Origin of the sequence: Micromonospora sp. NPDC047134 (genome assembly GCF_040643455.1) — a bacterium.
In the GTDB taxonomy this organism is placed as follows: domain Bacteria; phylum Actinomycetota; class Actinomycetes; order Mycobacteriales; family Micromonosporaceae; genus Micromonospora.
Genome location: NZ_JBEYUI010000044.1, coordinates 1 through 22,954, shown reverse-complemented (window position 1 = coordinate 22,954; position 22,954 = coordinate 1). Strand labels below are relative to the sequence as shown.

The following is a 22,954-nucleotide window of genomic DNA, read 5'->3' as shown; positions in this document are numbered from 1 at the left end:
CAAGGGCAAGTAACAACCCTCACCACACCACCACCAACACACCCACACCACACCGCCAGACCACCCTGCCCACACAACGGTCAAAACACGAGAAGCGCCCGCCCCAAGGGGGCGGGCGCTTTCGCATACTCCGGTGGTCCAGAGGCGGCCCGATCGTGGCAGTGCAGCTGCTCCCGGCCCGGCGTGTCGAACAGCAGGACTGCCACAACGAGTCGGGGCAGCGGCGCTGGGCTGGATGCCGCCTGCTGCGATTCCTGTTACCGGTCGTTCTTGAGGGAGTCGATGAACGTGCGCCAGCCCTGGGCGTCGAAGGCCAACGCGGGACCGGCCTTGTCCTTGCTGTCCCGAACGGCAACTCCGTTGCGGAGGTCCGCCACTTCGACGCACTGGCCGTTGCTCTGGCTCTTGCTGCTCTTGCGCCACTTCGGCTCCACGGCCGTCCCTCCTTCTGCTATGCCAGCCTCCTGGCCACCTCGGCGATCAGCTGACGGGACTTCGTTGAGCTGAGGGCCGAGCTGTGCAGGTGTGTATACGCCAGGGTAACCCTGCGCATGTCCTCGGCACGCTCCAGATACACGTCGCCAGCAAAGCTCTCGACGTACGCGACCGGGGTGTGCACGTCCTCCGGAAACTCCAGGATGGCGACCGAGCCGAGCATCCCCGGGTGGGCTCCTTCGCTGTAGGGCAGGACCTGGATGTCGATGTTGTCGCGCTTGCTCATCTCGACCAGGTGAAGGAGTTGCTCCCGCAGCACCTCACGCCCGCCTACCTCACGGTGGAGTGCACTTTCATCAATGATCGTCCAGAGATTGAGCAGTGGCTCCTCGGTGAGGCACGCCTGTCGCGCCATCCGCACCTGGAGTCGCTTCTCTCGCTCGGCTGTCGCCTCAGTCATCCGCTGTTGATCAAAGATGGCTCGGGCGTACCGCTCCGTCTGAAGTAGGCCCGGCACGGCGGCCAGCTCGAAGTTCCGCACCGCCGTAGCGGCGGACTCCAGTCCGATGTAGACGCTGTACGGGTTCGGAAGTTGGCCGAACTTTGCCCACCAGCCGCGCTCCTTGCCTTGGCGCTGGAGGTCCAGCGTCGTCTGCCGGATGCGGTCGTCGTCGACCCCGTACCGCGTCAGCATCACGATCACGTCGGCCCGACTGACGCCGACATCGCCGGATTCGATCTTGTAGACCTTGGATTCCGAGCAGCCGAGCTCTGCCGCGATCTCCTTATGTGACACGCCAGCCGCCTCGCGGAGCCTGTGTAGCTCCCGGCCGAGCTGCCATCGCGCGATCGTCGGGCCGCTTGCCCTCGCCACGTCTACCTCCAGCGTCGTGAACACGGCCAGTGTTCTCCTCTCCATCTGCGAGATCAAGGATCGCCAGGCGAATCTTCTGGTTCCATGGAAAATTTCCATGGAACTCTAGACCTGTCGGATTCTCTTTGTCACTCTGTGCATGGAAGCCACTACGTCTGGAGGTTCGGATGGCCAAGCACGTGAAGAACCCGGCGCACCTCGGCCTGCTGCGGAAGCTCTGGCCGTTCAGGCGCCGTCGCGCGAGTCCGCTCGACCGCTTAGGCCCGGCGACCATCTATCCAGAGCGGGCAGGCGCATATCGCGTCGTAGGCGTGGCACGGGTGACCTACCTGCCGGAGCGGCCGTTGCTGACCCTCGCGGGCGAGTACCGGGCCGGGTACTGGTCATGACCGTGCGGCGATCACCCCAGGTGATCAAGCACTCCTGGTACGTCCTCGAATACCACCGGCATCACCGCTGCCCAAACTGCACGGCAAGCGCCTGGTGTCCGGAGGTTCAACTCGCCCGGACTCGGCTCGCCGCATGGCATCGATACCGGCAGCGGTAGCCGACCTCAAGCCGACGACCTGCTTCACCTCACCCGACAGGTGCCAGTCATCCCCACATCCTGACCGGAGGTAATCATCATGCCGGAGCCGCCCAGGCAGGCGAGCCCCATCGACCGGGAGTCGACCCGACGGCTTCCCGCCCCTCCCGGCGACGCGCCCCGAGCCTGGATCGGCGACTTGGTCCACGACGAGGACGCCGCCAAGCCGGGCATCGTCACCGACGTCATCAACAAGACGATCTGGGTGCTGCGACCGGAGTTCGGCACCGGGCAGTGGACCTGCGAGGATCCCGGTCGGTTGACCGTGATCACTCCCCGGGCGGAACGGGTCGGCAAGCCCAAGCAGGTTGATCATGATGGAGGCATACCCCGTGAAGCCAAGCCTGAGCGGCGTCATGGGGACGAGGCGCGGGGAAAACCGGTGAGCTGAAGAGCAGGGTCGACCGAATCGCGCCGGACCCGGAAGCGCTCTTCCCGTCCGCTGACGTGGATCGCCTGGTCACGATCATCAACTCCGTACGCGACACCGCCACCGCCGTGAGTGCGGTGGCCTAGCTTGATGATCGGCTCCGTTACGCCGGAATTGCGGTATCCCGGCGGCTTGGACACCGCAACTTCGGCGTAACGGAGTCGATCACCCCGGGATCACGCCCAGCGGGCCGGCCCCGGCCGGCGGTACGGCACGATGGGGTCATGAGTGCACGCGTACGGGCGCCGGAGTTGCGGGGTCGGGGCTGGCTGAACACCGGTGGGCGGGAACTGACCCTCGCCGACCTCCGCGGCAAGATCACCATTGCCGACTTCTGGACCTTCTGCTGCATCAACTGCCTGCACGTACTGGACGAACTGCGCCCGCTCGAGGAGAAGTACGCGGACGTCCTCGTCGTGATCGGGGTGCACTCGCCGAAGTTCGAGCACGAGAAGGACCCGGAGGCCCTGGCCGCCGCCGTCGAGCGGTACGGCGTGCACCATCCCGTACTCGATGATCCTGACCTGGACATGTGGCAGCAGTACGCGGCCCGCGCCTGGCCGACCCTCGCGGTGATCGATCCGGAGGGTTATGTGGTGGCCACGATGGCCGGCGAGGGTCACGCCGAAGGGTTGGCCCGGCTGATCGACGACCTGATCGCCACCCACGAGGCCAAGGGCACCCTGCACCGGGGCGACGGCCCGTACGTCCCCCCGGCGCCATCACAGAGCACCCTGCGTTTCCCCGGCAAGATGGTGGTGAGCCCGGAGGGCAACCTGCTGGTGTCGGACTCGGCCCGGCACCGGCTGGTCGAGCTGGCCCCGGACGGAGAGACTCTGCTGCGCACGATCGGCACCGGCAGCCGGGGTCGGGGCGACGGTACGGCCGAGGTCGCCACCTTCTCCGAGCCCCAGGGGCTGTGCCTGCTCCCGGAACACGCGGCCGAGGTCGCCGGATACGACCTGGTGGTCGCCGACACGGTCAACCACCTGCTGCGCGGGGTGCGCCTGAGCAGCGGTGAGGTGACCACCGTGGCCGGCACCGGGCGCCAGTGGCGTTCCACGGTCGACGACCACGCCCACGACGCCCTCTCCATCGACCTCTCCTCCCCCTGGGACCTGGCCTGGTACGACGGCAAGGTCATCATCGCCATGGCCGGCATTCACCAGTTGTGGTGGTTCGATCCGATCAAGCGGACCGCCGGGATGTACGCCGGCACGACCGTGGAGGCGCTGCGCGACGGGCCGCTGGAGCAGGCGTGGCTGGCTCAGCCCTCCGGGTTGGCCGTCTCCGCCGACGGCGCCCGGCTCTGGGTGGCCGACAGCGAAACCAGTGCCCTCCGGTACGTCGAGGACGGCGTCATGGGTACGGCGGTCGGCCAGGGCCTGTTCGACTTCGGTCATCTGGACGGGCCGGCCGAGCAGGCGCTGCTCCAGCATCCGCTGGGGGTCTGCGCGCTGCCGGACGGCTCGGTGCTGATCGCCGACACCTACAACGGGGCGGTACGACGCTACGACCCGGCCACGGAGCAGGTGTCGACCGTCGCCACCGACCTGGCCGAGCCGAGCGACCTGGTGCTCACCCCGGAAGGTGCGGTGCTTGTCGTGGAGTCCGCCGGGCACCGGATCACCCGGCTGGCCCCGGGTGCGCTCTCCGCGGTGGGTGCCAGCACGGTCGAGGGTCCTCAGCTCCGCACCGAACGGAAGCCCACTGTCCTGGCGGCCGGCGAGGTGACGCTGGACGTGATCTTCACTCCGGCGCCGGGTCAGAAGCTGGACGAGACGTACGGCCCCTCCACCCGGCTGGTGGTTTCCGCCTCCCCGCCGGAGCTGCTGGTCGAGGGGGCCGGCACCGACACCGAACTGTCCCGGCGTCTGGTGCTCTCCGACTCGGTGACCGAGGGGGTGTTGCAGGTGACCGCCCAGGCGGCCACCTGCGACGCCGATGTGGAGCACGCCGCCTGCCACCTGACCCGGCAGGACTGGGGCATACCGGTACGGGTGGCCGCCGAGGCCGCCACCCGTCTCCCCCTGGTGCTCCGTGGCCTGGACGCCGCGACGAGTGGTTAGGAAGGGACCCCTTATCTACCGCAGGCGTTAATAAGGTGCCCTTCCTTACACATCAGCTGAAGGCGGTGGGGGTGGTCTCGGCGTCGACGAGGGCGGCGCGGACGAGTTTCGCGGCGGTCACCGCGCCGGGGCTGTCGCCGTGCAGGCAGATCGAGTCGACGACGCAGGGGACCACGCTGCCGTCGGTGGCGACCACGGTGCCTTCGGTGGCCATCCGGACGGCCCGGCGGGCCACCTCGTGCGGGTCGGTGACCAGCGCCTCCGGCGAGGTACGCGGCACCAGTTGACCGGTGGGCAGGTAGTTGCGGTCGGCGAACCCCTCGGCCACCACCCGCAGTCCCGCCCCCTGGGCCAGTTGGGCCAGCACCGAACCCGGCAGGCAGAGCACGGGCAGTTCGGGTTCGTAGTCGTTGACTGCGGCGACCACGGCCGCCGCCTGGGTCTCGTCCCGGGCCGCCGCGTGGTAGAGCGCGCCGTGCGGCTTGAGGTAGCGGACCCGGGTGCGGTACGGGCGGCAGAAGGCGTCCAGGGCCCCTAGTTGGTAGAGGATCTCGTCACGCAGTTCCGCGAACTCGTAGGCGATGTGCCGGCGGCCGAATCCGGCCAGGTCGCGGTAGCCGACCTGGGCACCGATGGCGACCTGGCGCTGGGCTGCGGCGGCGCAGACCCGACGCATTGTCATCGGATCCCCGGCGTGGAAACCGCAGGCGACATTCGCCGAGGTGACCAGGTCCAGCAGTGCCTCGTCGTCGCCGAGCTGCCAGACACCGAAGCCTTCACCGAGATCAGCGTTGAGGTCCATGGAATCTGACCGTAGTCCCTGGTCGGGCCTGGGCGAGGGGGGTCACCTCGTCCACCACGGCGATGACGGGATATCCACCCGTGGTGGGATGGTCAGCGAGGAAGATCAACGGTTGGCCGTCCGCCGGCACCTGGACCGCACCGAGGACGATTCCCTCGCTGGGCAGTTCCCCGGACACCGCCCGGGTCAGCGGTGCGCCGGTCAGTCGGACCCCCACCCGGTTGCTCACCGGACTCACCGTGTACGCGCAGCCGTACAGCCGGTCCAGGGCCACCGGGTCGAACCAGTCGTGTCGCGGGCCGGGTCGGGCGGTGAGGTGCAGTTCCGTGGGAAGTGGCACCGGCAGGGTCAGGTCTACCGGGGCGGGTGGACCGATCGGGTCACCCAACGGCAGCCGGTCTCCGTCGCGCAGGGGTGCCGGTCCGAGTCCGGCCAGGGTGTCGGTGGACCGGCTGCCCAGCACCGGGTCCACGGCGATGCCCCCGGCCACCGCCAGCCAGCAGCGCAGGCCACGTCGGGCCGGGCCGATCCGCAGTACCGCCCCGGCGGGTACGGCCAGGGGGCGACCGGTGTCGCCGGGCCGCTCGCCCACCCGCACCTCGACCTCGGCCCCCACGACGGCGACCGTGGTGGCCCGGGTGGGGCGCAGCGCGCAGCCGGTCATGGTGATCTCCAGCCCGGCCGCCGCCTCCGGGTTGCCGACCAGCCGGTTGGCCAGCCGCAACGCCTGGGGGTCCAGGGCGCCGGACCGGGGGACCCCCAGGTGCGCCCAGCCGGGCCGGCCCAGGTCCTGCACGGTGGTCAGGGCACCGGCGGCTAGCACCTCGATCATGTCGGCACCAGGCGCACCCGGGCCCCGGGAGTGAGCCGGGCGGGCGGGTCGGCGCGCACATCGAACAGGGACACCGTGGTACGCCCCACCAGCAGCCATCCGCCGGGCGAGGCGGTGGGATAGATCCCGGCGTACGGGCCGGCCAGGGCCACCGAACCGGCCGGCACCCGGGGTCGGGGCGTGGCCAGCCGGGGCACGGCCAGTTCGGGGGGAAGCCCGGTCAGGTAGCCGAATCCGGGTGCGAAGCCGCAGAACGCCACCCGGAACTCGGTCCGGCTCAGGCGGCGTACCACGGAGGGCACCTCGGTGTGCCAGTGTGCGGCGACCCGGGGCAGGTCCGGCCCGTCGTAGGTCACCGGTATCTCGACCAGTTCGGCCTCGGCTGCCGTGGCTACCTCCGGTGCCGGGGTCCAGGTGCTGATGTCAGCGGCCGTGGCGGCCGGGTCCGGCACCCCGTCGAGCAGCACGGTGGTGGCCGCCGGGACGACCTCGGTGGCCACCAGTTCACCCTGTTCCCGGCGGCGCCACAGTTCGGCTAGCCACCGCTGCACCAGGGCGGGATCCACCGAGCCGGTGGAGTCGCTCCCGGCGGGGGGTGCGGTGAAGTCGAGGAGCAGGGCGTGCCTGCCCACCGGTCTGATCCGCATTCCGCCATCTTCGCCGACCCCAGGCCCGCCGACGGTCTCGACCTGTCAGCAGGAGGCGTGACCGGTCGCACTACCCGAAGGTAACCTACGGTGCCGTAACCTGATTGTCGTGACCACCTCAGCACCGTCCCGGCTCCGGCCGGTCGACATCGGGAAACCCCGGATGCGCGGCTGGCTGCACACGTACGCGTTCTTCGTCGCCGTGGTCTGTGGCATCGTGCTCTGCTCGATCGCCGCCGCCAGACCCGGCTGGACACCCCTGATCAGCTGCGCCGTCTACAGCCTCACCGTCTGCGGCCTCTTCGGCACCAGCGCGCTCTACCACCGTCGGGTGTGGTCCAAGCGCGGCTTTGCGGTGATGCGCCGGATGGACCACTCGATGATCTTCCTGTTCATCGCCGGCACCTACACACCGTTCTGTCTGCTGCTGCTCGACAACCGCGCCACCGTGACCATGCTGGCGGTGGTCTGGGGCGGCGCGCTGGCCGGAGTGGCCCTCAAGATGGTCTGGCCGCACGTCTCGCGGTGGGTCTCCGCTCCGCTCTACCTGGCCCTGGGCTGGGCGGCGGTGGCGATCCTGCCGGACATCCTGCACCAGGGCGGGGTCACCGCGCTGGTGCTGCTCAGCGTCGGCGGGCTGATCTACACCGTGGGGGCCGTCTTCTACGCCCTGCGCAGGCCGAACCCGTGGCCCACGGTCTTCGGGCATCACGAGTTCTTCCACGCCTGCACCCTGGTGGCGGCGATCTGCCACCACATCGCCATCTACTTCGCCCTCTTCGCCTGACCGGGTACGCCGAGGGGGTTGGCGGGCGAGCCCACCAACCCCTCGGGTACCTGGATCAGACCGTGGGACCGGGTCGACGCACCTCGCGGTACTCCTGCACCACCCGGTCCTCCTGGACCGGGACGGCCCGGTCGGCGACCACCCGCTCCTGACGGACCGGGGCGACCACGGTCCGGCGGCGCGAGTTCCAGAAGTAGAGGGTCACGAGCAGGCCGGCAACCCCGGTGAGCATCAGCACCCAGCCGACGACGCTGAGGTTGAGCCAGCCGAGATCCGCCTCCACGGCGAACGCGAAGATCGCGCCGAGCGCGATCAGGAAGATACTGCCACCGATGCCCATCTCTCGTCTCCTCGGCTATCGAAGCTGGCATTCCACTTCGCCGCGGCCATCGATGAGGTTGCGGCATGCCTGACTTACCCCGGCACGGAGATCGCCAATCGGGCAAGCTGGGGGCATGAGGGACGCCCCGGCGCAGGATCGCACTCTGGTGCTGCTACGACATGCCAAGGCGGAACCACCCACCGAGGACGGACGGGACGCGCAACGCCCGCTGTCCGCCCGGGGACGGGCCGACGCCGCTGCGGCCGGGGCCTGGCTGGCCCGGCACGGGCTGCTGCCGGAGGTGGTGCTCTGCTCGGCGGCGCTGCGGACCCGGCAGACCTGGCACGGGGTGCAGACCGGCCTGACCGGGTCGCCCGCGGAGGGCGGCCCGACCGGTCCGGTGCCGGCGGTCCGTTACGAACCGGAGGCGTACGAGGCACACCCGCTGGACCTGCTGAGGCTGGTACGCGGAGTCGATCCAGGGGCCGGCACGGTGCTGCTGATCGCCCACAACCCGGGCATCTCCCTGCTGTCGGGGTTGCTGGACCCGTACGGCACCGATCCGGACGGGTTGCGCACCAGCGACCTGGTGGTGCACCGGACCGCCCTGCCCTGGGCGGACCTGGCACCGGGTACGACCGCGATCGGCGCCCGGCACACCGCCCGAGGCTGAGCACACGAAGGCGCTGAGTCAGCGGGCCGGATGGTCGGCTCCGCTGACTCAGCGCCTCGGTCACCTCAGCTCGGTGGCGCGGTGGGTGGCGGCGGATCGGGAGGTGGCGGCATCATCGCGGTCGGATGAGACAGCCGGTTCTCCTCCACGATCAGCGTCCTGGCCCGCTTGCGGCGGTCCTGCCAGAACCAGAGTGTGGTGAGCAGGACGCCCAGGCCGGCCAGGATGAACACCCAACCGACCGCGCGCAGGTCGATCCACCAGACATTTGCCCGGATGGCGAAGGTAAGGATCGCACCGATGGCGATCAGGAAGATCCCACTACCAATGCCCATGTGCGCGGCACTCCCCCGTGCGGTTGCTCTGGGCGTACGTTGACTGGCTCGCGACGGTTACCCGTCCGGACCGGGGTTACCCGCGACGCGCCGGGCGAACACCCCCGCCCACCGGGGGGGGGGGCGAATCAGACGAACGGTATGGGGTGACCGGGTCCGGTGCCGAAGGGGCGAACGGACCGGTACGGGAACGCCGACGGCCGGCGGGCAGTACGCCCACCGGCCGTCTGGAGCCGTTACCCGCAGGTCAGAAGACCTCCTCCGGGAGGTCCATGATGTCCAGGTCGGTGCCCTCGATGATCCGCCGGTCGGCGCCGATGCGCGGCAGCACCTCCCGGGAGAAGAACCGGGCCGCGGCCACCTTGCCGGTGTAGAACGCCTTGTCCGCCGCCGAGACCTCCCCGGCCAGCGCCTTCAGCGCCACGTCCGCCTGCTTCTGGAGCAGCCAGCCGACCACCAGGTCGCCGATCGCCAGCAGGAACCGCCGGCTGGCCAGCCCGACCTTGTAGAGGGCGCGGGTGTCCCCACCCTGCGCCTCGCCCAGCCAGCCGGTCATCACGCCGAGGATGGTCTGGATCTCGGCGAGTGCCTTGCCGAGCGCCTGGCGCTCCTGCTTGAGCTGGCCGTTGCCGCCCTCGGTGGTGATGAACTCCTGGATCTCGGCGGCCACCGCCATCAGAGCCTTGCCGTTGTCCCGGACGATCTTCCGGAAGATCAGGTCGAGGCTCTGGATCGCCGTGGTGCCCTCGTACAGGGTGTCGATCTTGGCGTCCCGGACGTACTGCTCCAGAGGGTAGTCCTGGAGGAAGCCGGAGCCACCGAAGGTCTGCAGGGACTCGTGCCCGAGCAGCTCGTACGCCCGCTCCGAGCCGACCCCCTTGACCAGGGGCAGCAGCAGGTCGTTGACCCGCTTGGCCAGCTTGGTGGCCTTCTCGTCACCGGCCGCCTCGGCGATGGCGACCTTGTCCTGCCAGGAGGCGGTGTAGCAGACCAGGGCCCGCAGACCCTCGGCGTACGACTTCTGCAGCAGCAGCGAGCGGCGTACGTCGGGGTGGTGGGTGATGGTCACCCGGGGGGCGGTCTTGTCCGTCGACTGGAGCAGGTCGGCGCCCTGCACCCGGTTCTTGGCGTACTCCAGGGCGTTCAGGTAGCCGGTGGAGAGGGTGGCGATCGCCTTGGTGCCGACCAGCATCCGGGCGTACTCGATGATCATGAACATCTGCCGGATGCCGTCGTGCTTGTCGCCCATCAGCCAACCCTTGGCCGGCACGCCGTGCTCGCCGAAGGTCAGCTCGCAGGTGTTGGAGACCTTCAGGCCCATCTTGTGCTCGACGTTGGTGGCGTAGACGCCGTTGCGCTCGCCCAGCTCGCCGGTCTCCTCGTCGAAGTGGTACTTCGGCACGACGAACAGCGACAGGCCCTTGGTGCCGGGGCCACCCACCCCCTCCACGCCGACCGGGCGGGCCAGCACGTAGTGGACGATGTTGTCGCTCAGGTCGTGCTCACCGGAGGTGATGAAGCGCTTCACGCCCTCGATGTGCCACGAGCCGTCCGGCTGCGGGATGGCCCGGGCCCGACCGGCGCCCACGTCCGAGCCGGCGTCCGGCTCGGTGAGCACCATCGTCGAGCCCCACTGCTTGTCGACGAAGAGCTTGGCCCACTTCTTCTGCCGCTCGGTGCCCTCGACGCGCAGTACGTGCGCGAAGGACGGGCCGGAGGCGTACATCCAGATCGGGGCGTTCGAGCCGAGCACCAGCTCGGCGAGGGCCCACCACAGCATCCGGGGGGCGTTGCTGCCGTCCAGCTCCGCGGGGAGGTCCAGCCGCCAGAACTCGGAGTCCATGAACGCCTGGTACGACTTCTTGAACGACTCCGGCAGCGGCACGGTGTGGGTGGCCGGGTCGAAGACCGGTGGGTTGCGGTCGCTGTCGGTGTAGCTGGCGGCCAGATCCTCACGGGCCAGGCGGTCCATCTCGGCGAGGAAGGTGCGCGCCGTGTCGACGTCGAGTTCGGTGTACGGCTCCTGGCCGAACGCCCGGTCCGCCCCGAACACCTCGAACAGGTTGAACTCGAGGTCCCGAAGGTTGCTCTTGTAGTGGGTCATGCCGCTGGCCCCGCTTCCGGACAGGTGTTACCGATCAGTAACCCCGACTGTATTACTCGCGGGTAGACAGCGACAAGTCGCTCGCCGAAGTGACGGCAATTACACACCCGTTCGGTCAGCTCTCGGCCGCACCGACCTCCCAGCTCGGCACGACCGCGGTCACCCCGCTGGAAGTGCCCGTGTACTCCATCAACACCAGCGCGATGTCGTCGTCGAGGCGACCGTGCACCCACTCCTTGAGTGCGGTCTCCAGGGACGCCAGGCCGTCGGCGACCGTCCCGTGCCCGAGCAGCCGCCAGGCTCGGTCCGCAGTCGGGAAGAACTCGCCGTCCCGGCGGGCCTCGCCCAGGCCGTCGGTGAACAGCAGCAGCCGGTCGCCCGGCTCCAGCCGCTCCACCCGGGGACGGACCACCGGCATGAACCCCAACGGCGGGGCGGGGGCGGGAGGCTCCAGCGGGATCACCGCACCACCGCGCAACAACAGCGGAGCGGGGTGCCCGCAGTTGACGATGGTCAGGGTGCCGCCACGCTCCTCCACCAGGGCGGCGGTGACGAAATCCTCGTCGCCGACATTGCGGGCCACCGCGCGGTCCAGGTCCGCCACCACGGCCCGCAGGTCGGCCCGCTCGTAGGCCACATGGCGGTACGAGCCCAGCACGATGCTGGCCAGCCGGACCGCCTCCAGCCCCTTACCGCGTACGTCTCCGATGATCATGCGTACGCCGTACGGGGTGTCGATCGCCTCGTACAGGTCCCCGCCGATTTCCGCCCGGGCGGTGGAGGAGATGTAGCGCCCCGCGACCGACAGGGTGCCCACCCGGGGGCCCAGGGGACGCAGCACCGCCTGCTGGGCGACCATCGCCAGCTTGGACAACTCCGCGATCTGCTTGTCCTGCCGCTCCCGCACGGAGGCCACCGCGGCGGCGATGCCGGTGCCCACCACGATGCCGGCCACCCCCACTGCGGCCGACAGCGACATCATCCGCTCGGCCAGGGCGAAGCCTGCCCCGAGCAGGGCGGCCACCGCACCCACCCCGAGCACCACCCGCCAGGAGGCCAACGCGGCGGCCAGGAAGGGTGCGGCCACCATCAGGGCGACATAGTTCGCTGCGCGGCCGTCGGCCAGCTCCAAGGTGGAGACGATCGCGAGCAGAACGAGGGCCGCGCCGAGGCCGGCGCGGGATCCGGGGCTCAGCGGGCTAGTGCCCGGCTGGAGGAGTCGAGTGCGTACGTCCGACAGCATGCCTGATGGATATGACCGAAAGCACGAACCTGGCCCCTCGTACGAGCAGGATCTGGCCACCAGGATCGCGGCTCAGAGCCGATCGCCGCCCGGCACCGGCTCAGCCGAGCACCTCGTACCGGACTTCGATGTGTCCCAGATCGAGCGATGCTATCTGGCCGAAGGCCGCCCGGGACAGGTCCAGGCATCGACCGGCGATGAAGGGACCACGGTCGTTGATCCGGACGGTGACCGACTTGCCGTTGGCCGGATTGGTCACCCGGACCTTGGAGTTGAACGGCAGGGTCTTGTGCGCGGCGGTCAGTTCCGCCGGGTTGAAGGTCTCGCCGTTGGCCGTCATCTGCCCCTGCCAGTAGAACGACGCGCCGCACGATCCCGTCTCCACCACCGGCTGGGCGGTGGTCTTCTTCGCCGTGGGGGTCGGCTTCGCGGTGGGGGTCGGCTTCGCGGTGGGGGTCGCCTTGGGGGTACGCGGCTTGCTCCGCGAGGGTGCCTGCGCGGTACGGCTCGGGGTCGGGCTGGCGGTCACCGTCGGCGAGGCGCTGGCGCTGGCGCTGGGACTCGGCGAGCCGCTCGCCACCGCCGAGGCGGCCGGTGTCGGCGGGAGGTCGATCGCGACCGGCTCGGAGCCGGCGGTCAACCGGACGGCGCCGACAGTGCCGCCGACAGCGAGGGCGACGGCCACCACCGCGCTGGCCGCGATACCGGCCGGCGCGGTGATCCTGCGGGTACGGGGGTGCTTGGCTGTCACCGGCCCGGTCCTTTCCTCAGCAGAGCAAATCGGGTCGGACCATAACGAGAGAAGCACTTCGGAAGTCAACGTGATCATGGTGGTATGGCCGGAATTGCGGCGATACCTGAAGCCGATCATCCGACCCGCGATCGGCCGGGCGGCCCGCCGCCCCAGGCGACCACGGCGCAGGATAGAAGGATGTCCGCCGAGCTCAGCCAGCGTCTCGTCGAGTTGTTCCGCTGGGTCGATCCGGGCCCGGAGGCAAGTCACCTGGTCAGCGACGTCTCCGGCTGGTGGCGAGACCCCCAGGTCCTCGCCGAACTGGGCCCCGCCCTGGTAGCACCCTTCCGGGCCGCCCGCCCCACCGTGGTCCTCGCCCCGGCGGTCACCGGGTTCCTGCTCGGCCCGCTGGCCGCCACCGCCCTGGGTGTCGGTTTCGTACCGGCCCACAAGCCGGGCGACGGACGGCTACCGGCCGGGCCGCTGACCTGGGCGCAGAGCCCACCCGACTTCCGTGGCCGACGGGTCGACCTGGCGGTGCCGAGCCGGCACCTGAGCGGAGGCGACCGGGTGCTGGTGGTGGACGACTGGGTGGCAACCGGGGCCCAGGTGCAGGCCCTCTACGACATCTGCACCACCCTGGGCGCGGAACCCCTGGGCACCTCCGCCGTGGTGGCCGACTGCCCCCCGTCCGTAGCCATCGCCCTGCGCATCCACACCCTCACCACCCTGCCGGGGTGAAGCGGCTCTGCTCAGCGGACGAAGCCCTCGACGACCGTGCAGACCCGGCCCAGGGCCTCGGCGGAGTGGGCCAGCGGCCCCGGCACCATCAACGCGTGATCGGCCGCCGGGATCTCCAACACGTGCGGAGTCAGCCGCCGGGCGGTCGCGCCGTCCCAGGAGGGGTCGGCCGTACCCCCGACCAGGATGAACGGGGCGGTGGCCCGGCGCAGCGCGTCGATCAGCTCGCCCCGGTGCAGCAGCGGGGTGAGCCAGACGGCGGGCAACCCCCGCGCCGCCGCCAACGGCGCGGCCAGGGTGCCGAGCGACTTCCCGACCAGCAGGTCCGTGCGTTCGTTCAGGGCCGGGGACACCTGGTCGCACACCCACCTGCCGATGGTGTCCACGTCGAAGTCCTCCGGCACCTGCCAGGAGATCCCGTGCAGCCCGAAACCGGCCCGCCGAAGCGCCTCACCCAGGTAGAGAAAGAGTGGGTACCGGGTGTCGTAGCCACGGCCCGGAATGAGCACCGCACGTCGGTCCGCCATGGCCATCTCCTTCGTATCGGATGTCGACCGTACCGTCGAAGCAGCCGCATCGGCACGGCCGAAGCGACACCCCCGCCCGACCGGCCGGTCGGGCGGTAACCTCGGCAGGATGTGGCCACGGATCGGCGGACTGCGCACCCTAGCTCTCGGCACCCCCGGTGAGCTGCGAACCAGCCTCAACACCCTGGTGTTGAACGGGGTGAAGACCGCGACCGCCGGCCTGCTCGACGAGTACGCCACGGACGGCGAGGAACTGGAACAGGTCGGCGAGCGGCTGGTCCTGGTCGACGACCACGACGCGCTGGTGGGCGTCGTCCAGGTGACCGATGTGCAGATGTGCCGCTTCGCCGAGGTGCCCTGGGACTTCGCCCGCGCCGAGGGCGAGGGCGACCGTTCGATCGAGGAGTGGCGGGCCGGTCACGCCGCCTACTGGGCCCGCGTCGGCACCCCGGTCACCGACGACACCCAGATCGTCTGCATCCGTTTCCGTCTGGTCAGCGCCGGGGAGGGCGGCATCGCCACCGGCGACCTGAGCACCTGACCCCCGGCGTCCTCAGCCGCGCAACTGCGGCAGCAGGCCGGTGGCGACCTCCGCCAGGACCGCCTCGTCACCGGCGTACCAGCTGCTCTCCCGGGGCCAGTGGGTGATCACATCGGTGAAGCCCAACTCGGCCGCCCGCCCGACCTGGTCGGCGAAGAACTGGGCGCTGCTCAACGAGAAGACCGGGGCTGCGTCCAAGGAGAGGTAGCGGTCCAGATCGGCCGGGTCACGCCCCTGCGCCGCCAGCACCGAGTCGAACCGGGCCACCGTCTCGGCCACCCCCGCCCACCAGGCGTCGAGGTCGTCGCCGCCGACACCGATGGTCACCCAACCCTGGCCATACCGGGCGGCCAGCCGCATCGAACGCGGCCCGTTCGCAGCGACCACGAACGGCACCCGAGGCTGCTGCACGCACCCGGGGTTGTTGCGGGCGTCGACCGCCGCGAACCAGTCGCCGCGCCAGGTCGTACCGTCGTTGCGCAGGATCCCGTCGAGCAGCTCGGTGAACTCCCCGAACCGGTCCACCCGCTGCCGTGGCGGCAGGGTCTCGCCACCGAGCACCGCCGAGTCGAAGCCGATGCCGCCCGCACCGATCCCGAGCAGCACCCGCCCCTCGGAGACGTCGTCGAGCGCCGTCACCTGCCGGGCGAAGGCGGCCGGATGCCGAAAGTTGGGCGAGGCCACCAGGGTCCCGAGCCGGATCCGGGAGGTCACCGTCGCGGCGGCGGTCAGCGTGGCCATCGAGTCGAACCAGGGCCCGTCCACCAGATCCCGCCAGCCCAGATGGTCGTACGTCCAGGCGTGGTCGAAACCCCACTCGTCGGCCTGCTGCCAGCGGTGCCGGGCCACCGACCAGCGTTGGTCGGGCAGAATCACGATGCCAATCCGCATGATCACCAGAGTACGGCGAGGGGCGACCCCTACTTGCGGTCCCGTCGCGAAACCCAGAAGCCGGCTACCGCCACCGCGGCGAGCGGCACCAGGCAGCACAGGCTGAGAATGAACAGTTGCCACGGCTTGATCGCACCCACGGCCGCAGCGTATCGACCATCGGCCACCTACGGGGTCCGGTGATCAACGGAGCCAATGCTCATCTCGTTCCGGCCTGTCGGCCCGGTTGCTGCCCTTCTGGCGGTTGCCTGGCCCAGCCGATGAACCGTCGGTGCAGTGCGCCAGCAGGTGCCCAGGGCAGGTCCTCGGCGGCCTGGACAAGACAGACACCGAGGTAGAGGGCCAGCGACACCGGCGCACCGGCATACTCCGCCCGTAGCTCACGCCGCCGCGTCGGGCACGGCCACGGCAGGTCACAGCCACCACAGCTCCAGATCGGCAACACCGGGCCGTGGGTGCTCACCGCACACCCTCCAGGAACCGGGCCACGCTCGCGCGGGCCTGCCGACTGGTCGCCCAGTCCACCTGCCAGCACGGGTACGGCACCAGCCGCGCCCACCACACCCGGCAACCCGCACACATGCCATCGAGCCCACGAACGTGTACGGCGAGAATCGCCCGCTCCGGTCCGCCGGTCACTGCTCACCCTCCTGCGGCCAGTGACCACGGTTGATCGGAATCCGGTGCCGGGCACGGCATGGCAGCTCGGCTCCGCAGCGGCAAATCCGCCGCCAGTGCTGCCAGGACCACACCGGCCGATGCCGCCGCGCGAACGTCAACGCCGTAGCGGAGAGATACTCGTCGTACGAGACGCGCCGCACGTAACCTCCCTCGCCGATCACGAGGGCGCTGTTACCGCCACCCTCTGATTGCGGGGGACGCGGCGGCCAGGCGTTGATCGCACCGCCCGCCGCATCCCGTGAGCGGAAAGCTACGGCCGGTGGCGAGGCGGAATGGGTAAGGTTCCTACCCCTGGATCACGGCACGAGCCCGACCTTGACCGCGAGGTCGCGGGCGTCGTCTCGGATGGAACGCGGCCCGTCGAGCAGGTCCAGGGTGATCTGGCGGGCGTACCCGTTGAACCGGATCGTCTCCGGAGCCGACTCGTACGCCTTTCGCAGCGTCGCCACGGTCGCCTCCTTGTCGTCCTTGCCGTAGTGCGCCCGCGCGACCTCGATGAGATGGCGTGCCCGACGCGGCCTCGACGGAATCGCCGCCGCATCATGACGGCGGGCCTGCCGCACCGCCTCGCCCGGCTGCTGCAGCTCCACCGCCACGGTCACCGCATGAGCGCCCATGATGACCTGGGAGAACGACGTCTGCGGCTGGTAGAAGGTTTTCGGCAGGCGCTGTGCCACCTGGTCCGCACGGTCCCAGTACCGCCAGGCCCGCCCTTCCTCACCGGCACGAGCAGCGGTGTACGCGGCTTCGAAGTTCAGCGCACCCCACAAGGCCAGCAGGTTCGTGCTCCCGTCGGTCGCCCGCGACTCCAGCGCCGACAGCACGTCCAGGGTCACCGCCATCGCGGTGTCCCAGTCTCCGGCGTCCCGATGCACCTGACACAGGAACCACCCCGCACGGGCGATCGCCTCCGGATCACCGGACTCCTGCGCCGCCACCATCGCCCGATCCGCCACCCGCCAGAGCAGTTCGGCAGCGGGCTGGTACGCGATGTACATCTGCGCCAGCCCGAGCGTCTCCGCCAGCAGGGCCTGCGCCTGCCGCCGCTGCTCACCCTCGTACGCCAACACGGCCCGCTGCCCGTCGCGCAGCAACCCCGGCAACAACCCGCCCAGCACCGTACGGTGATCCGACGCCTGATGCCGCGCCCGCCACGCCACCGCAAGCCGCTCCCTCAGACCAGCCAACGACTCCGCCGGAGTGTCACCGGTAAGCGGGATGCGGTTCACGGCGTCCCGAACCGACGCCAGCGCCGGATGCTCCGGCCCGTTGACCGTCGCAGACCGGTCACCCAGTTCCACGGCCAACACCGACACGTCGATCTTCAGGGCACGCGCGATCCGATCCAGCATGTGAATGCGCGGCGGCAGAATCCGATCGGTCTCCACCGCCTTGACCCACTCGGCGCTACGCCCCACCAGGCCACCGAGCACCGCACGAGTCTTCCCGGACCGCTCCCGGTAGACCTTCAGCCGCTGCCCGAACGTCAACTCCGGCAAGGAATCCACCCGGAACCTCCTCGCGTAACGCGGCGAAGACCACCGACCCATCGGCCGCAATCACACCAACGCTACCGACCCGCAAGCCACCCCGAAGCCCTCACACGCCAGCGGCTGCCTACTCCCTCGCTCGTACGGCTGGACGCTTATCCCCGCGCTGGCCCTGAACACCTCCGACGTCAGCATCGGCCCGCCCTCGGTTGGGTTCATGCACTCGCTGAGACACCGCTTTGGGACATACCGAGAAAGGTATACTGTCTGGAGAATGAGGCGCTACGTCATCGAGTTGGAACCAGAGGTGCGGGACTGGCTCGAAACCTTGCGACTCACGGAGTACGCCAAGGTCGAAGCGATGGCGGACATCCTCGCTGAGCGCGCCGAGACGCTCGGCGAGCCCTACTCACGCCATCTCGGCGGCAAAACACGCGAGCTGCGGTTTCACCTGGACAGGTCAGCCGTCCGCATCAGCTACTGGCTCGCGCCCCAGACCCGGGTGGTACTGCTGACCGTGTTCCGCAAGTCCCGCCAGGTTGAACGCGCCGAGGTCATGAGGGCCATCACCGCCCAGCAGACATGCGAGCTGGGGCACGAGGAACACGCACCAGCAACCGAAGTCTTCGAGCGGAAATGGCAATAAAGCACAACCGAAAGGCGGAAGGACATGATGAAACGTCACTCTCGCTGGGAACGCACCGGTGCCGAGCAGCACAACTCCGCCTACGAGGAGGCACGGGCAGCGCTCCTGCTCGGACAGATGGTCCACGACCGTCGCACCGAACTGGGGCTTACACAGGGCGAACTCGCCGAGCGCGCCGGGATGACGCAACCCCAGCTGTCACGCCTGGAATCAGGCGGCGCCACACCCACCGTACCGCTGCTGGCCAGACTCGCGGCGGCACTCGACGCGGAACTCGACATCGCCTTCCGGCCATACCGCGACGCAGCCTGAAGCGCTCGGCGCCGATTCACGGCGCGGTGCAGTCCGGAGCGACCGGCGCTGGCAAGTACAGCTCGATCCGGCCGTCCATCTGATCGTCTCGTTAGTTGGCGACTTCACGTGGCCCCGATAACACTTGCTTATCGCCCGTGCACGGTTCGACGATCTACGCTGGCGACATGTCGAGCATGGCCGATGCTGCTACGGGCCGCCCGCCGCTTCTGCGCACCGTCGCCGCCGCCCAGCTGGCGCTGATCGTCGCCTTCGCCATCGTCGCAGCCCTCTGGCTCGGCCGGATGGCCGCCGCCGAGGTGGGCCCAGCAGAGATGCAGACCGGGGCGTACGACCCGAAGGACCTGATCCCGTTCGGAATGCACGGGTGGAACCCTTTCCTGTGGCTGTACGGAATCACCTCGCTGCTCTATCTCGGCGGCTTGGCCAGCCCGCTGCTGGCGCTCTACTCGGCGGCGCTGCTGGCGTGGAAGCGGCACGAACTGCCACGGTGGTCTCGGGTCCTCCTGCTGGTCGGGATCGTGGGCGGGGTGGTGGTTACCGTGCTCCGTTTCGTTCCGGCTGGTGCCGACTTGCATGCGTGGTGGCTCGACTGAGGGCAACTCCTCATCGGCGATTCCTCCTCGGCGATCGGCACCAGATGACCGAGGCCGGGTGGAGTGGGTGCACAGAGCGCTGTCGAGCTGAGGGCTCAAACGGGTCACCTGCCGCTGATGTGGCGGGTACGGGCTCGGCGTCCGCCTGGTTCGCCGGTCATGGCCGCCGCGATGGCGCTGCCGCCTGATAGCACCACCGATTCAGCTCGACAGCGCCCACACACCCAGCCCCAAGCCTCTTCCGCCCCCTCACGGATCAGCCGCGAGCCAGCTACCCGGTCACTGATTCGGCATGTTGCTGATCGGCAGGCCCTCGCCGTAGCGGTGACCCTCCCCGGTCAGAATCTGCGCCCCGTGCTCCAGCGACGCCAGCACCGTCGTGGCCAGGTCGACCCGACTGGTCATTCCCAGCCAGTACGACAGCTCCAACCAGTCCTCGCCCCAGGTGGGCAGCACCGCGCAGGCATCCATCGCCAGCAGTGTGTGGAGGTCCTTCCGGTCCTTCGAATCGGCCACCAGCTTCAAGGCCTCGGCCACGGTGACGGCGGTGACGCCGAAGCGCTGCCGGTCGGTGATGACCTCGCCTACTGGCTCTACGGCGTGGATCGACCCCGCTACGTACCCCAGCAGCGCCGAGCGGTCCAGCACGAGAGTGACCGGGGGCAGTTCGTCCTCGGGGGTCACGCGGCCGACGCCGACTGGTCCCCGCCGGCCTGCTCCTGCTCCATGTGCTGGCGGGCCCGCTCGCGGACCGCCGCGAATCGCTCCGCAGGCCACTCGGCCTGCACCGTGTACCGGCGGGCGCGGGCGGCGGCCATGCCCTCCGAGGTCACCGTCACTCCACGGCGAGCCTGCTCGTCACGGAACTGCTCCCACGCCCTCTGGGCACGCACGGCCCCGGTCACGTAGGCGCTCGCCTTGCCCGGGCCCTGCTGCTCCAACGTCTCAGCCACATCCTGAGGTACGGAGATCGACAGCTTTTTCACCGTGGTCATACCGATCAGCGTACTCCGGTAGCACCGTCCTGGCGCCCCGCAACACCCGGCCACAGTGCGGCTGTACGGCAGACTTGGGCCTTGTGCCAATTCAGCCGCTGATTCGCACGGTTCGCTTCGAGATCGGTCCGTGGGGCCAGGCTCCCGACCCGGCACGCGAGTTATTGCCGTACGTCGACAATGTGAGCCTGGTGGACCTGGTCTCGGACTTCGAGCACGCGGCCGGTCACGATGTGCCCGGAGCATATGCCGGGATCGTTCTCGATCACTTCAACTTCGGCGACCTGGATGCCTACCTCACCGGACGATCGGACTCCGCCTACCGCGGAAAAGACGTGATCGCCCTACTCGGTTGCGACTGCGGCGAGGTCGGCTGCTGGCCCCTGGAAGCTCAGGTGATCGTTACTGAGGAATCGGTGATCTGGCGCGGCTTCTCCCAGCCCTACCGGCCCCAGCGCGACTACGGGGGCTTCGGCCCATTCGTGTTCCGTCGGAACCAGTACGAACAAGCAGTTCGCGGGGCGGCGGCCGCCAGCCTTCGCCCATCCCCCTGACAGTTGCCGCGATGAGGGTGTATGCGTAACGGAGGAACGGGCGGTGGCGCTCGGGGCCACGCTGCCGGAGCAGCCCCTGCCTATGCGTTCATCGGAAGAGCCGCCCTCGGTAGCTGCTCATCGACGGATCTGCGGTCAGGCGGACTCGGGGCGGACGATGAGTGTCACGTCGCTGCTGGTCGCGATCACCAGGGTACGGCCGGACGGGGAGAAGCCGGCGGCGCGCAGTTCTGAGTAGTCGGCATGGAAGATGTGCCACCAGGTGATGCCCGGCGGGCCGTTACAGACACCACCATCGCCGGACAGCAGGACGCGATGGTTCGGCCACTCGGGCGCCACCACGTCGATGGTCCAGCCATCGTCGGTCGTGGCGTGCAGACCGCCGCCGAACAACCCGGCGATGCGTACTCGGGTGCCCGCCAGCACGCCGATGCCCGTACAGGCCAGGTCCGGCCCGGACGGTGACGCGTCATCGGGGTCAGGGTGACGATCCCGCGCGACCCTCGCACCCGTTGTCGCGTCGATCAGGCCGAGGCCGTCCATCGAGACGACCATCAGCAGGTCGACGCCGGTCTCCGGATGAACACCGAAGCCGACCCCTTGCAGCCCGCCCACCGGTATACAGCGCCGCGTCTGGTCGAGGTACCGCCACGGCTCGGGTGGCGCCACGACCGGGGCGGACAGAAACTTCGCCCGCAACTGATGTTGGTAGTCCGAAAGCATCCCGTTGTCCTACCACGCAGCCGGCCTGACGGCAGGGGTCGGGCACGTAGCACGCTCCACTGAAGGTCGGCACTACTCCTCCGCCGGCAAGTCGTGAAACCACCTCCGAGACGGTGCGGGCACCAGCAACAGGCCAACGATGGCTGATCCACCAACGATCTGCAGCAGCCCTAGAGCATCAGCCGTGGTGATCGCGACGACGCCGTACACAACGCTGGCGGTCGAGATAACGGTTGTCCAAAATCGGGCCCGCCCGCTACCACGCCACAGGCCGTTAGCCAACGCCAGGAGAATAAGCACCCCTATCAACCCGATGGCGATGGATGCCCCACTCGCAATAATCATCGACGCCGAGAGCGCGGTCGCCACGAGCAGAATCACGGAGACGGCGGCGACCGGCACAGGAACGCGTCGCTGACTTTGCTCGATCATCGGCTCATGGTAGGCGTCGTTCGACCGGTCCACGAGGGCACTGGCCGTTGGCTTCGACCAGGCACTGAGTCACGTGACAACAGAGAACTTGACCTGCCTCGGACTTACCTGCTCTGCCGACGGCAGCAGGAGTAGAGCGTTCAGGGGCTTGGCGGATCTCCGCCGAAGTCCCGCGCCGGCCGCCGCACGGTAAGCCTCCCGCCGATCGTGGTCGATGCGCTTCGGAAGCACATGGCGGCTGAGGTGGACGACAACCCGGAAGCGTTCGTGTTCACGACGGAGACCGGCCAGCCGATCTGGCGGGGCAACTTCAACAAGCTCATCGGGTGGAAGGCGGCGGTTGCGCGCATCGGGCAACCCGATCTGCACTTCCATGACCTGCGGCATACCGGGACCACCCTCGCCGCCCAGACCGGCGCGAGCACCCGTGATCTCATGGCCCGGATGGGTCACGACTCGACCCGCGCCGCGCTGATCTACCAGCACGCCACCTCGGAAGCGGATCAGGCCATCGCCCAGGCGTTGCAGGCAATGCTGCGCGCCAGCCTCGACAAGTGCTTCCCTCGACCCATGTGCGCGTAGTCGAAGTGGTGGCCTACAGACCGGCCTCGTGAATACCGACCTTGGCGCGCCCGGCGGGTGCCGAGGAGTGGAGCAGGCATGTCGACCGAACCGGAACCGGGCCTCGCGCCCGAGGACGCGAGACCCTGCAAGACCAAGGTCGATCCCATCATGATGGGTCCATGGACGTCACCAAGGACGGGCGAAGCTGGCGGATCGGTACGGCCCGCGACATCGGCTGGATCGCTGGCAAAACCACGGCAGGCTTGTCGATCACTACAGCGATACCGCCGGTGTTTGTCCCGCACCGGGTTTGATGGAGACATCGAAATCTGGGAGGAACATCAGCGATGCCCGCACCGAAGAAGTACAACGATGAGCTGCGTGAGCGT

Annotated in this window: 29 protein-coding genes and 2 pseudogenes; 13 read left to right on the top strand and 18 right to left on the bottom strand. The window is 69.3% G+C overall.

Annotated elements, in window-relative coordinates; translation table 11 throughout:
- Positions 1 to 257: 257 nt before the first annotated feature.
- Positions 258 to 455, bottom strand: coding sequence for a DUF397 domain-containing protein (locus ABZ795_RS28270; protein WP_357532573.1), 198 nt, complete (start codon positions 453 to 455; stop codon positions 258 to 260).
- The gene (locus tag ABZ795_RS28265) at positions 452 to 1,333 is read right to left on the bottom strand and encodes a helix-turn-helix transcriptional regulator (RefSeq protein WP_327023422.1); all 882 of its coding nucleotides are present in this window, start codon (positions 1,331 to 1,333) and stop codon (positions 452 to 454) included. Before ABZ795_RS28265 ends, ABZ795_RS28270 begins: the two co-directional genes overlap by 4 nt.
- A gap of 143 nt (positions 1,334 to 1,476) precedes the next feature.
- Between ABZ795_RS28265 and ABZ795_RS28260 the strand changes: the two genes are divergently transcribed.
- From ABZ795_RS28260 to ABZ795_RS28250, 3 genes are all read left to right on the top strand, one after another.
- Positions 1,477 to 1,698 (top strand): hypothetical protein, encoded by a 222-nt coding sequence (locus ABZ795_RS28260; RefSeq protein ID WP_357532572.1) that lies wholly within the window; start codon positions 1,477 to 1,479, stop codon positions 1,696 to 1,698.
- 237 nt (positions 1,699 to 1,935) lie between these two features.
- Positions 1,936 to 2,286, top strand: a complete 351-nt coding sequence (locus ABZ795_RS28255; protein WP_357532571.1) for a hypothetical protein — start codon at positions 1,936 to 1,938, stop codon at positions 2,284 to 2,286.
- A gap of 263 nt (positions 2,287 to 2,549) precedes the next feature.
- Positions 2,550 to 4,394 (top strand): NHL domain-containing thioredoxin family protein, encoded by a 1,845-nt coding sequence (locus ABZ795_RS28250; RefSeq protein ID WP_357532570.1) that lies wholly within the window; start codon positions 2,550 to 2,552, stop codon positions 4,392 to 4,394.
- A 52-nt stretch (positions 4,395 to 4,446) separates the two neighbouring features.
- Here ABZ795_RS28250 and ABZ795_RS28245 read toward each other — a convergent pair whose 3' ends face one another.
- The 3 genes from ABZ795_RS28245 to ABZ795_RS28235 are packed head-to-tail and all read right to left on the bottom strand — an operon-like array spanning position 4,447 to position 6,675.
- A complete protein-coding gene (locus ABZ795_RS28245; protein WP_357532569.1) occupies positions 4,447 to 5,196 on the bottom strand; it encodes a 5-oxoprolinase subunit PxpA in 750 nt (249 codons plus the stop codon).
- Positions 5,180 to 6,028 (bottom strand): biotin-dependent carboxyltransferase family protein, encoded by an 849-nt coding sequence (locus ABZ795_RS28240; protein ID WP_357532568.1) that lies wholly within the window; start codon positions 6,026 to 6,028, stop codon positions 5,180 to 5,182. The genes ABZ795_RS28245 and ABZ795_RS28240 overlap by 17 nt, the downstream gene beginning before the upstream one ends.
- Entirely contained in the window at positions 6,025 to 6,675 is a 651-nt protein-coding gene (locus tag ABZ795_RS28235; RefSeq protein WP_357532567.1) for an allophanate hydrolase subunit 1, read from the bottom strand. The genes ABZ795_RS28240 and ABZ795_RS28235 overlap by 4 nt, the downstream gene beginning before the upstream one ends.
- A gap of 109 nt (positions 6,676 to 6,784) precedes the next feature.
- Here ABZ795_RS28235 and ABZ795_RS28230 point away from each other — a divergent pair, with 109 nt between their 5' ends.
- The gene (locus ABZ795_RS28230; protein ID WP_357532566.1) at positions 6,785 to 7,462 is read left to right on the top strand and encodes a hemolysin III family protein; all 678 of its coding nucleotides are present in this window, start codon (positions 6,785 to 6,787) and stop codon (positions 7,460 to 7,462) included.
- A 55-nt stretch (positions 7,463 to 7,517) separates the two neighbouring features.
- On the opposite strand, the gene ABZ795_RS28225 is transcribed toward ABZ795_RS28230, so the two are convergent.
- Positions 7,518 to 7,802, bottom strand: a complete 285-nt coding sequence (locus ABZ795_RS28225; protein ID WP_357532565.1) for a DUF6458 family protein — start codon at positions 7,800 to 7,802, stop codon at positions 7,518 to 7,520.
- Between the two features lie 115 nt (positions 7,803 to 7,917).
- Between ABZ795_RS28225 and ABZ795_RS28220 the strand changes: the two genes are divergently transcribed.
- A complete protein-coding gene (locus ABZ795_RS28220; RefSeq protein WP_357532564.1) occupies positions 7,918 to 8,457 on the top strand; it encodes a histidine phosphatase family protein in 540 nt (179 codons plus the stop codon).
- A gap of 65 nt (positions 8,458 to 8,522) precedes the next feature.
- Here the strand turns inward: ABZ795_RS28220 and ABZ795_RS28215 are convergent, their stop codons facing one another.
- The 4 genes from ABZ795_RS28215 to ABZ795_RS28200 all read right to left on the bottom strand — a co-directional run bounded on the left by ABZ795_RS28215 (position 8,523) and on the right by ABZ795_RS28200 (position 12,890).
- Positions 8,523 to 8,792 (bottom strand): DUF6458 family protein, encoded by a 270-nt coding sequence (locus ABZ795_RS28215; protein WP_250792029.1) that lies wholly within the window; start codon positions 8,790 to 8,792, stop codon positions 8,523 to 8,525.
- A gap of 247 nt (positions 8,793 to 9,039) precedes the next feature.
- Positions 9,040 to 10,896, bottom strand: a complete 1,857-nt coding sequence (locus ABZ795_RS28210; RefSeq protein ID WP_357532563.1) for an acyl-CoA dehydrogenase — start codon at positions 10,894 to 10,896, stop codon at positions 9,040 to 9,042.
- Positions 10,897 to 11,011: 115 nt separating this feature from the next.
- Positions 11,012 to 12,139 (bottom strand): PP2C family protein-serine/threonine phosphatase, encoded by a 1,128-nt coding sequence (locus tag ABZ795_RS28205; RefSeq protein ID WP_357532562.1) that lies wholly within the window; start codon positions 12,137 to 12,139, stop codon positions 11,012 to 11,014.
- Between the two features lie 100 nt (positions 12,140 to 12,239).
- A complete protein-coding gene (locus tag ABZ795_RS28200) occupies positions 12,240 to 12,890 on the bottom strand; it encodes a septal ring lytic transglycosylase RlpA family protein (RefSeq protein WP_357532561.1) in 651 nt (216 codons plus the stop codon).
- A 180-nt stretch (positions 12,891 to 13,070) separates the two neighbouring features.
- On the opposite strand from ABZ795_RS28200, the gene ABZ795_RS28195 reads away from it, so the two are divergent.
- Entirely contained in the window at positions 13,071 to 13,613 is a 543-nt protein-coding gene (locus tag ABZ795_RS28195; RefSeq protein ID WP_357532560.1) for a phosphoribosyltransferase, read from the top strand.
- 11 nt (positions 13,614 to 13,624) lie between these two features.
- Here ABZ795_RS28195 and ABZ795_RS28190 read toward each other — a convergent pair whose 3' ends face one another.
- Positions 13,625 to 14,140 carry an alpha/beta hydrolase gene (locus ABZ795_RS28190; RefSeq protein ID WP_357532559.1) on the bottom strand — a complete coding sequence of 172 codons (516 nt, stop codon included), beginning with the start codon at positions 14,138 to 14,140 and terminating at the stop codon, positions 13,625 to 13,627.
- 109 nt (positions 14,141 to 14,249) lie between these two features.
- On the opposite strand from ABZ795_RS28190, the gene ABZ795_RS28185 reads away from it, so the two are divergent.
- Complete coding sequence (locus ABZ795_RS28185; protein WP_357532558.1) at positions 14,250 to 14,681, top strand: ASCH domain-containing protein; 432 nt, start codon at positions 14,250 to 14,252, stop codon at positions 14,679 to 14,681.
- A gap of 12 nt (positions 14,682 to 14,693) precedes the next feature.
- Here the strand turns inward: ABZ795_RS28185 and ABZ795_RS28180 are convergent, their stop codons facing one another.
- From ABZ795_RS28180 to ABZ795_RS28170, 3 genes and pseudogenes are all read right to left on the bottom strand, one after another.
- A complete protein-coding gene (locus ABZ795_RS28180) occupies positions 14,694 to 15,578 on the bottom strand; it encodes an LLM class flavin-dependent oxidoreductase (RefSeq protein ID WP_357532557.1) in 885 nt (294 codons plus the stop codon).
- Between the two features lie 453 nt (positions 15,579 to 16,031).
- Positions 16,032 to 16,352 (bottom strand): annotated as a pseudogene (locus tag ABZ795_RS28175) (hypothetical protein); the annotation flags it as partial.
- 197 nt (positions 16,353 to 16,549) lie between these two features.
- Positions 16,550 to 17,761, bottom strand: a complete 1,212-nt coding sequence (locus ABZ795_RS28170) for a helix-turn-helix transcriptional regulator (protein WP_357532556.1) — start codon at positions 17,759 to 17,761, stop codon at positions 16,550 to 16,552.
- A gap of 256 nt (positions 17,762 to 18,017) precedes the next feature.
- Between ABZ795_RS28170 and ABZ795_RS28165 the strand changes: the two genes are divergently transcribed.
- The 3 genes from ABZ795_RS28165 (at position 18,018) to ABZ795_RS28155 (ending at position 19,297) form a co-directional block, all read left to right on the top strand.
- The gene (locus tag ABZ795_RS28165) at positions 18,018 to 18,389 is read left to right on the top strand and encodes a type II toxin-antitoxin system RelE/ParE family toxin (protein WP_357532555.1); all 372 of its coding nucleotides are present in this window, start codon (positions 18,018 to 18,020) and stop codon (positions 18,387 to 18,389) included.
- 27 nt (positions 18,390 to 18,416) lie between these two features.
- Entirely contained in the window at positions 18,417 to 18,701 is a 285-nt protein-coding gene (locus ABZ795_RS28160; protein ID WP_357532554.1) for a helix-turn-helix domain-containing protein, read from the top strand.
- A 167-nt stretch (positions 18,702 to 18,868) separates the two neighbouring features.
- Complete coding sequence (locus ABZ795_RS28155; protein WP_357532553.1) at positions 18,869 to 19,297, top strand: hypothetical protein; 429 nt, start codon at positions 18,869 to 18,871, stop codon at positions 19,295 to 19,297.
- 279 nt (positions 19,298 to 19,576) lie between these two features.
- Here the strand turns inward: ABZ795_RS28155 and ABZ795_RS28150 are convergent, their stop codons facing one another.
- A complete protein-coding gene (locus ABZ795_RS28150; protein ID WP_357532552.1) occupies positions 19,577 to 19,981 on the bottom strand; it encodes a hypothetical protein in 405 nt (134 codons plus the stop codon).
- On the bottom strand, positions 19,978 to 20,292 hold the full coding sequence (locus ABZ795_RS28145; protein WP_357532551.1) for a hypothetical protein: 315 nt from the start codon (positions 20,290 to 20,292) through the stop codon (positions 19,978 to 19,980). The genes ABZ795_RS28150 and ABZ795_RS28145 overlap by 4 nt, the downstream gene beginning before the upstream one ends.
- An 83-nt stretch (positions 20,293 to 20,375) precedes the next feature.
- Between ABZ795_RS28145 and ABZ795_RS28140 the strand changes: the two genes are divergently transcribed.
- Positions 20,376 to 20,846 carry a hypothetical protein gene (locus tag ABZ795_RS28140; RefSeq protein ID WP_357532550.1) on the top strand — a complete coding sequence of 157 codons (471 nt, stop codon included), beginning with the start codon at positions 20,376 to 20,378 and terminating at the stop codon, positions 20,844 to 20,846.
- 135 nt (positions 20,847 to 20,981) lie between these two features.
- Here ABZ795_RS28140 and ABZ795_RS28135 read toward each other — a convergent pair whose 3' ends face one another.
- Together ABZ795_RS28135 and ABZ795_RS28130 are read right to left on the bottom strand one after the other, a co-directional pair.
- The gene (locus ABZ795_RS28135; protein WP_357532549.1) at positions 20,982 to 21,569 is read right to left on the bottom strand and encodes a hypothetical protein; all 588 of its coding nucleotides are present in this window, start codon (positions 21,567 to 21,569) and stop codon (positions 20,982 to 20,984) included.
- A 72-nt stretch (positions 21,570 to 21,641) separates the two neighbouring features.
- Positions 21,642 to 22,001: a hypothetical protein gene (locus ABZ795_RS28130; protein ID WP_357532548.1), complete on the bottom strand. Its 360-nt coding sequence runs from the start codon at positions 21,999 to 22,001 to the stop codon at positions 21,642 to 21,644.
- 192 nt (positions 22,002 to 22,193) lie between these two features.
- On the opposite strand from ABZ795_RS28130, the pseudogene ABZ795_RS28125 reads away from it, so the two are divergent.
- Both ABZ795_RS28125 and ABZ795_RS28120 read left to right on the top strand, forming a co-directional pair.
- Positions 22,194 to 22,583 (top strand): annotated as a pseudogene (locus tag ABZ795_RS28125) (tyrosine-type recombinase/integrase); the annotation flags it as partial.
- 161 nt (positions 22,584 to 22,744) lie between these two features.
- Positions 22,745 to 22,879 (top strand): hypothetical protein, encoded by a 135-nt coding sequence (locus ABZ795_RS28120; protein WP_357532547.1) that lies wholly within the window; start codon positions 22,745 to 22,747, stop codon positions 22,877 to 22,879.
- Positions 22,880 to 22,954 lie beyond the last annotated feature (75 nt).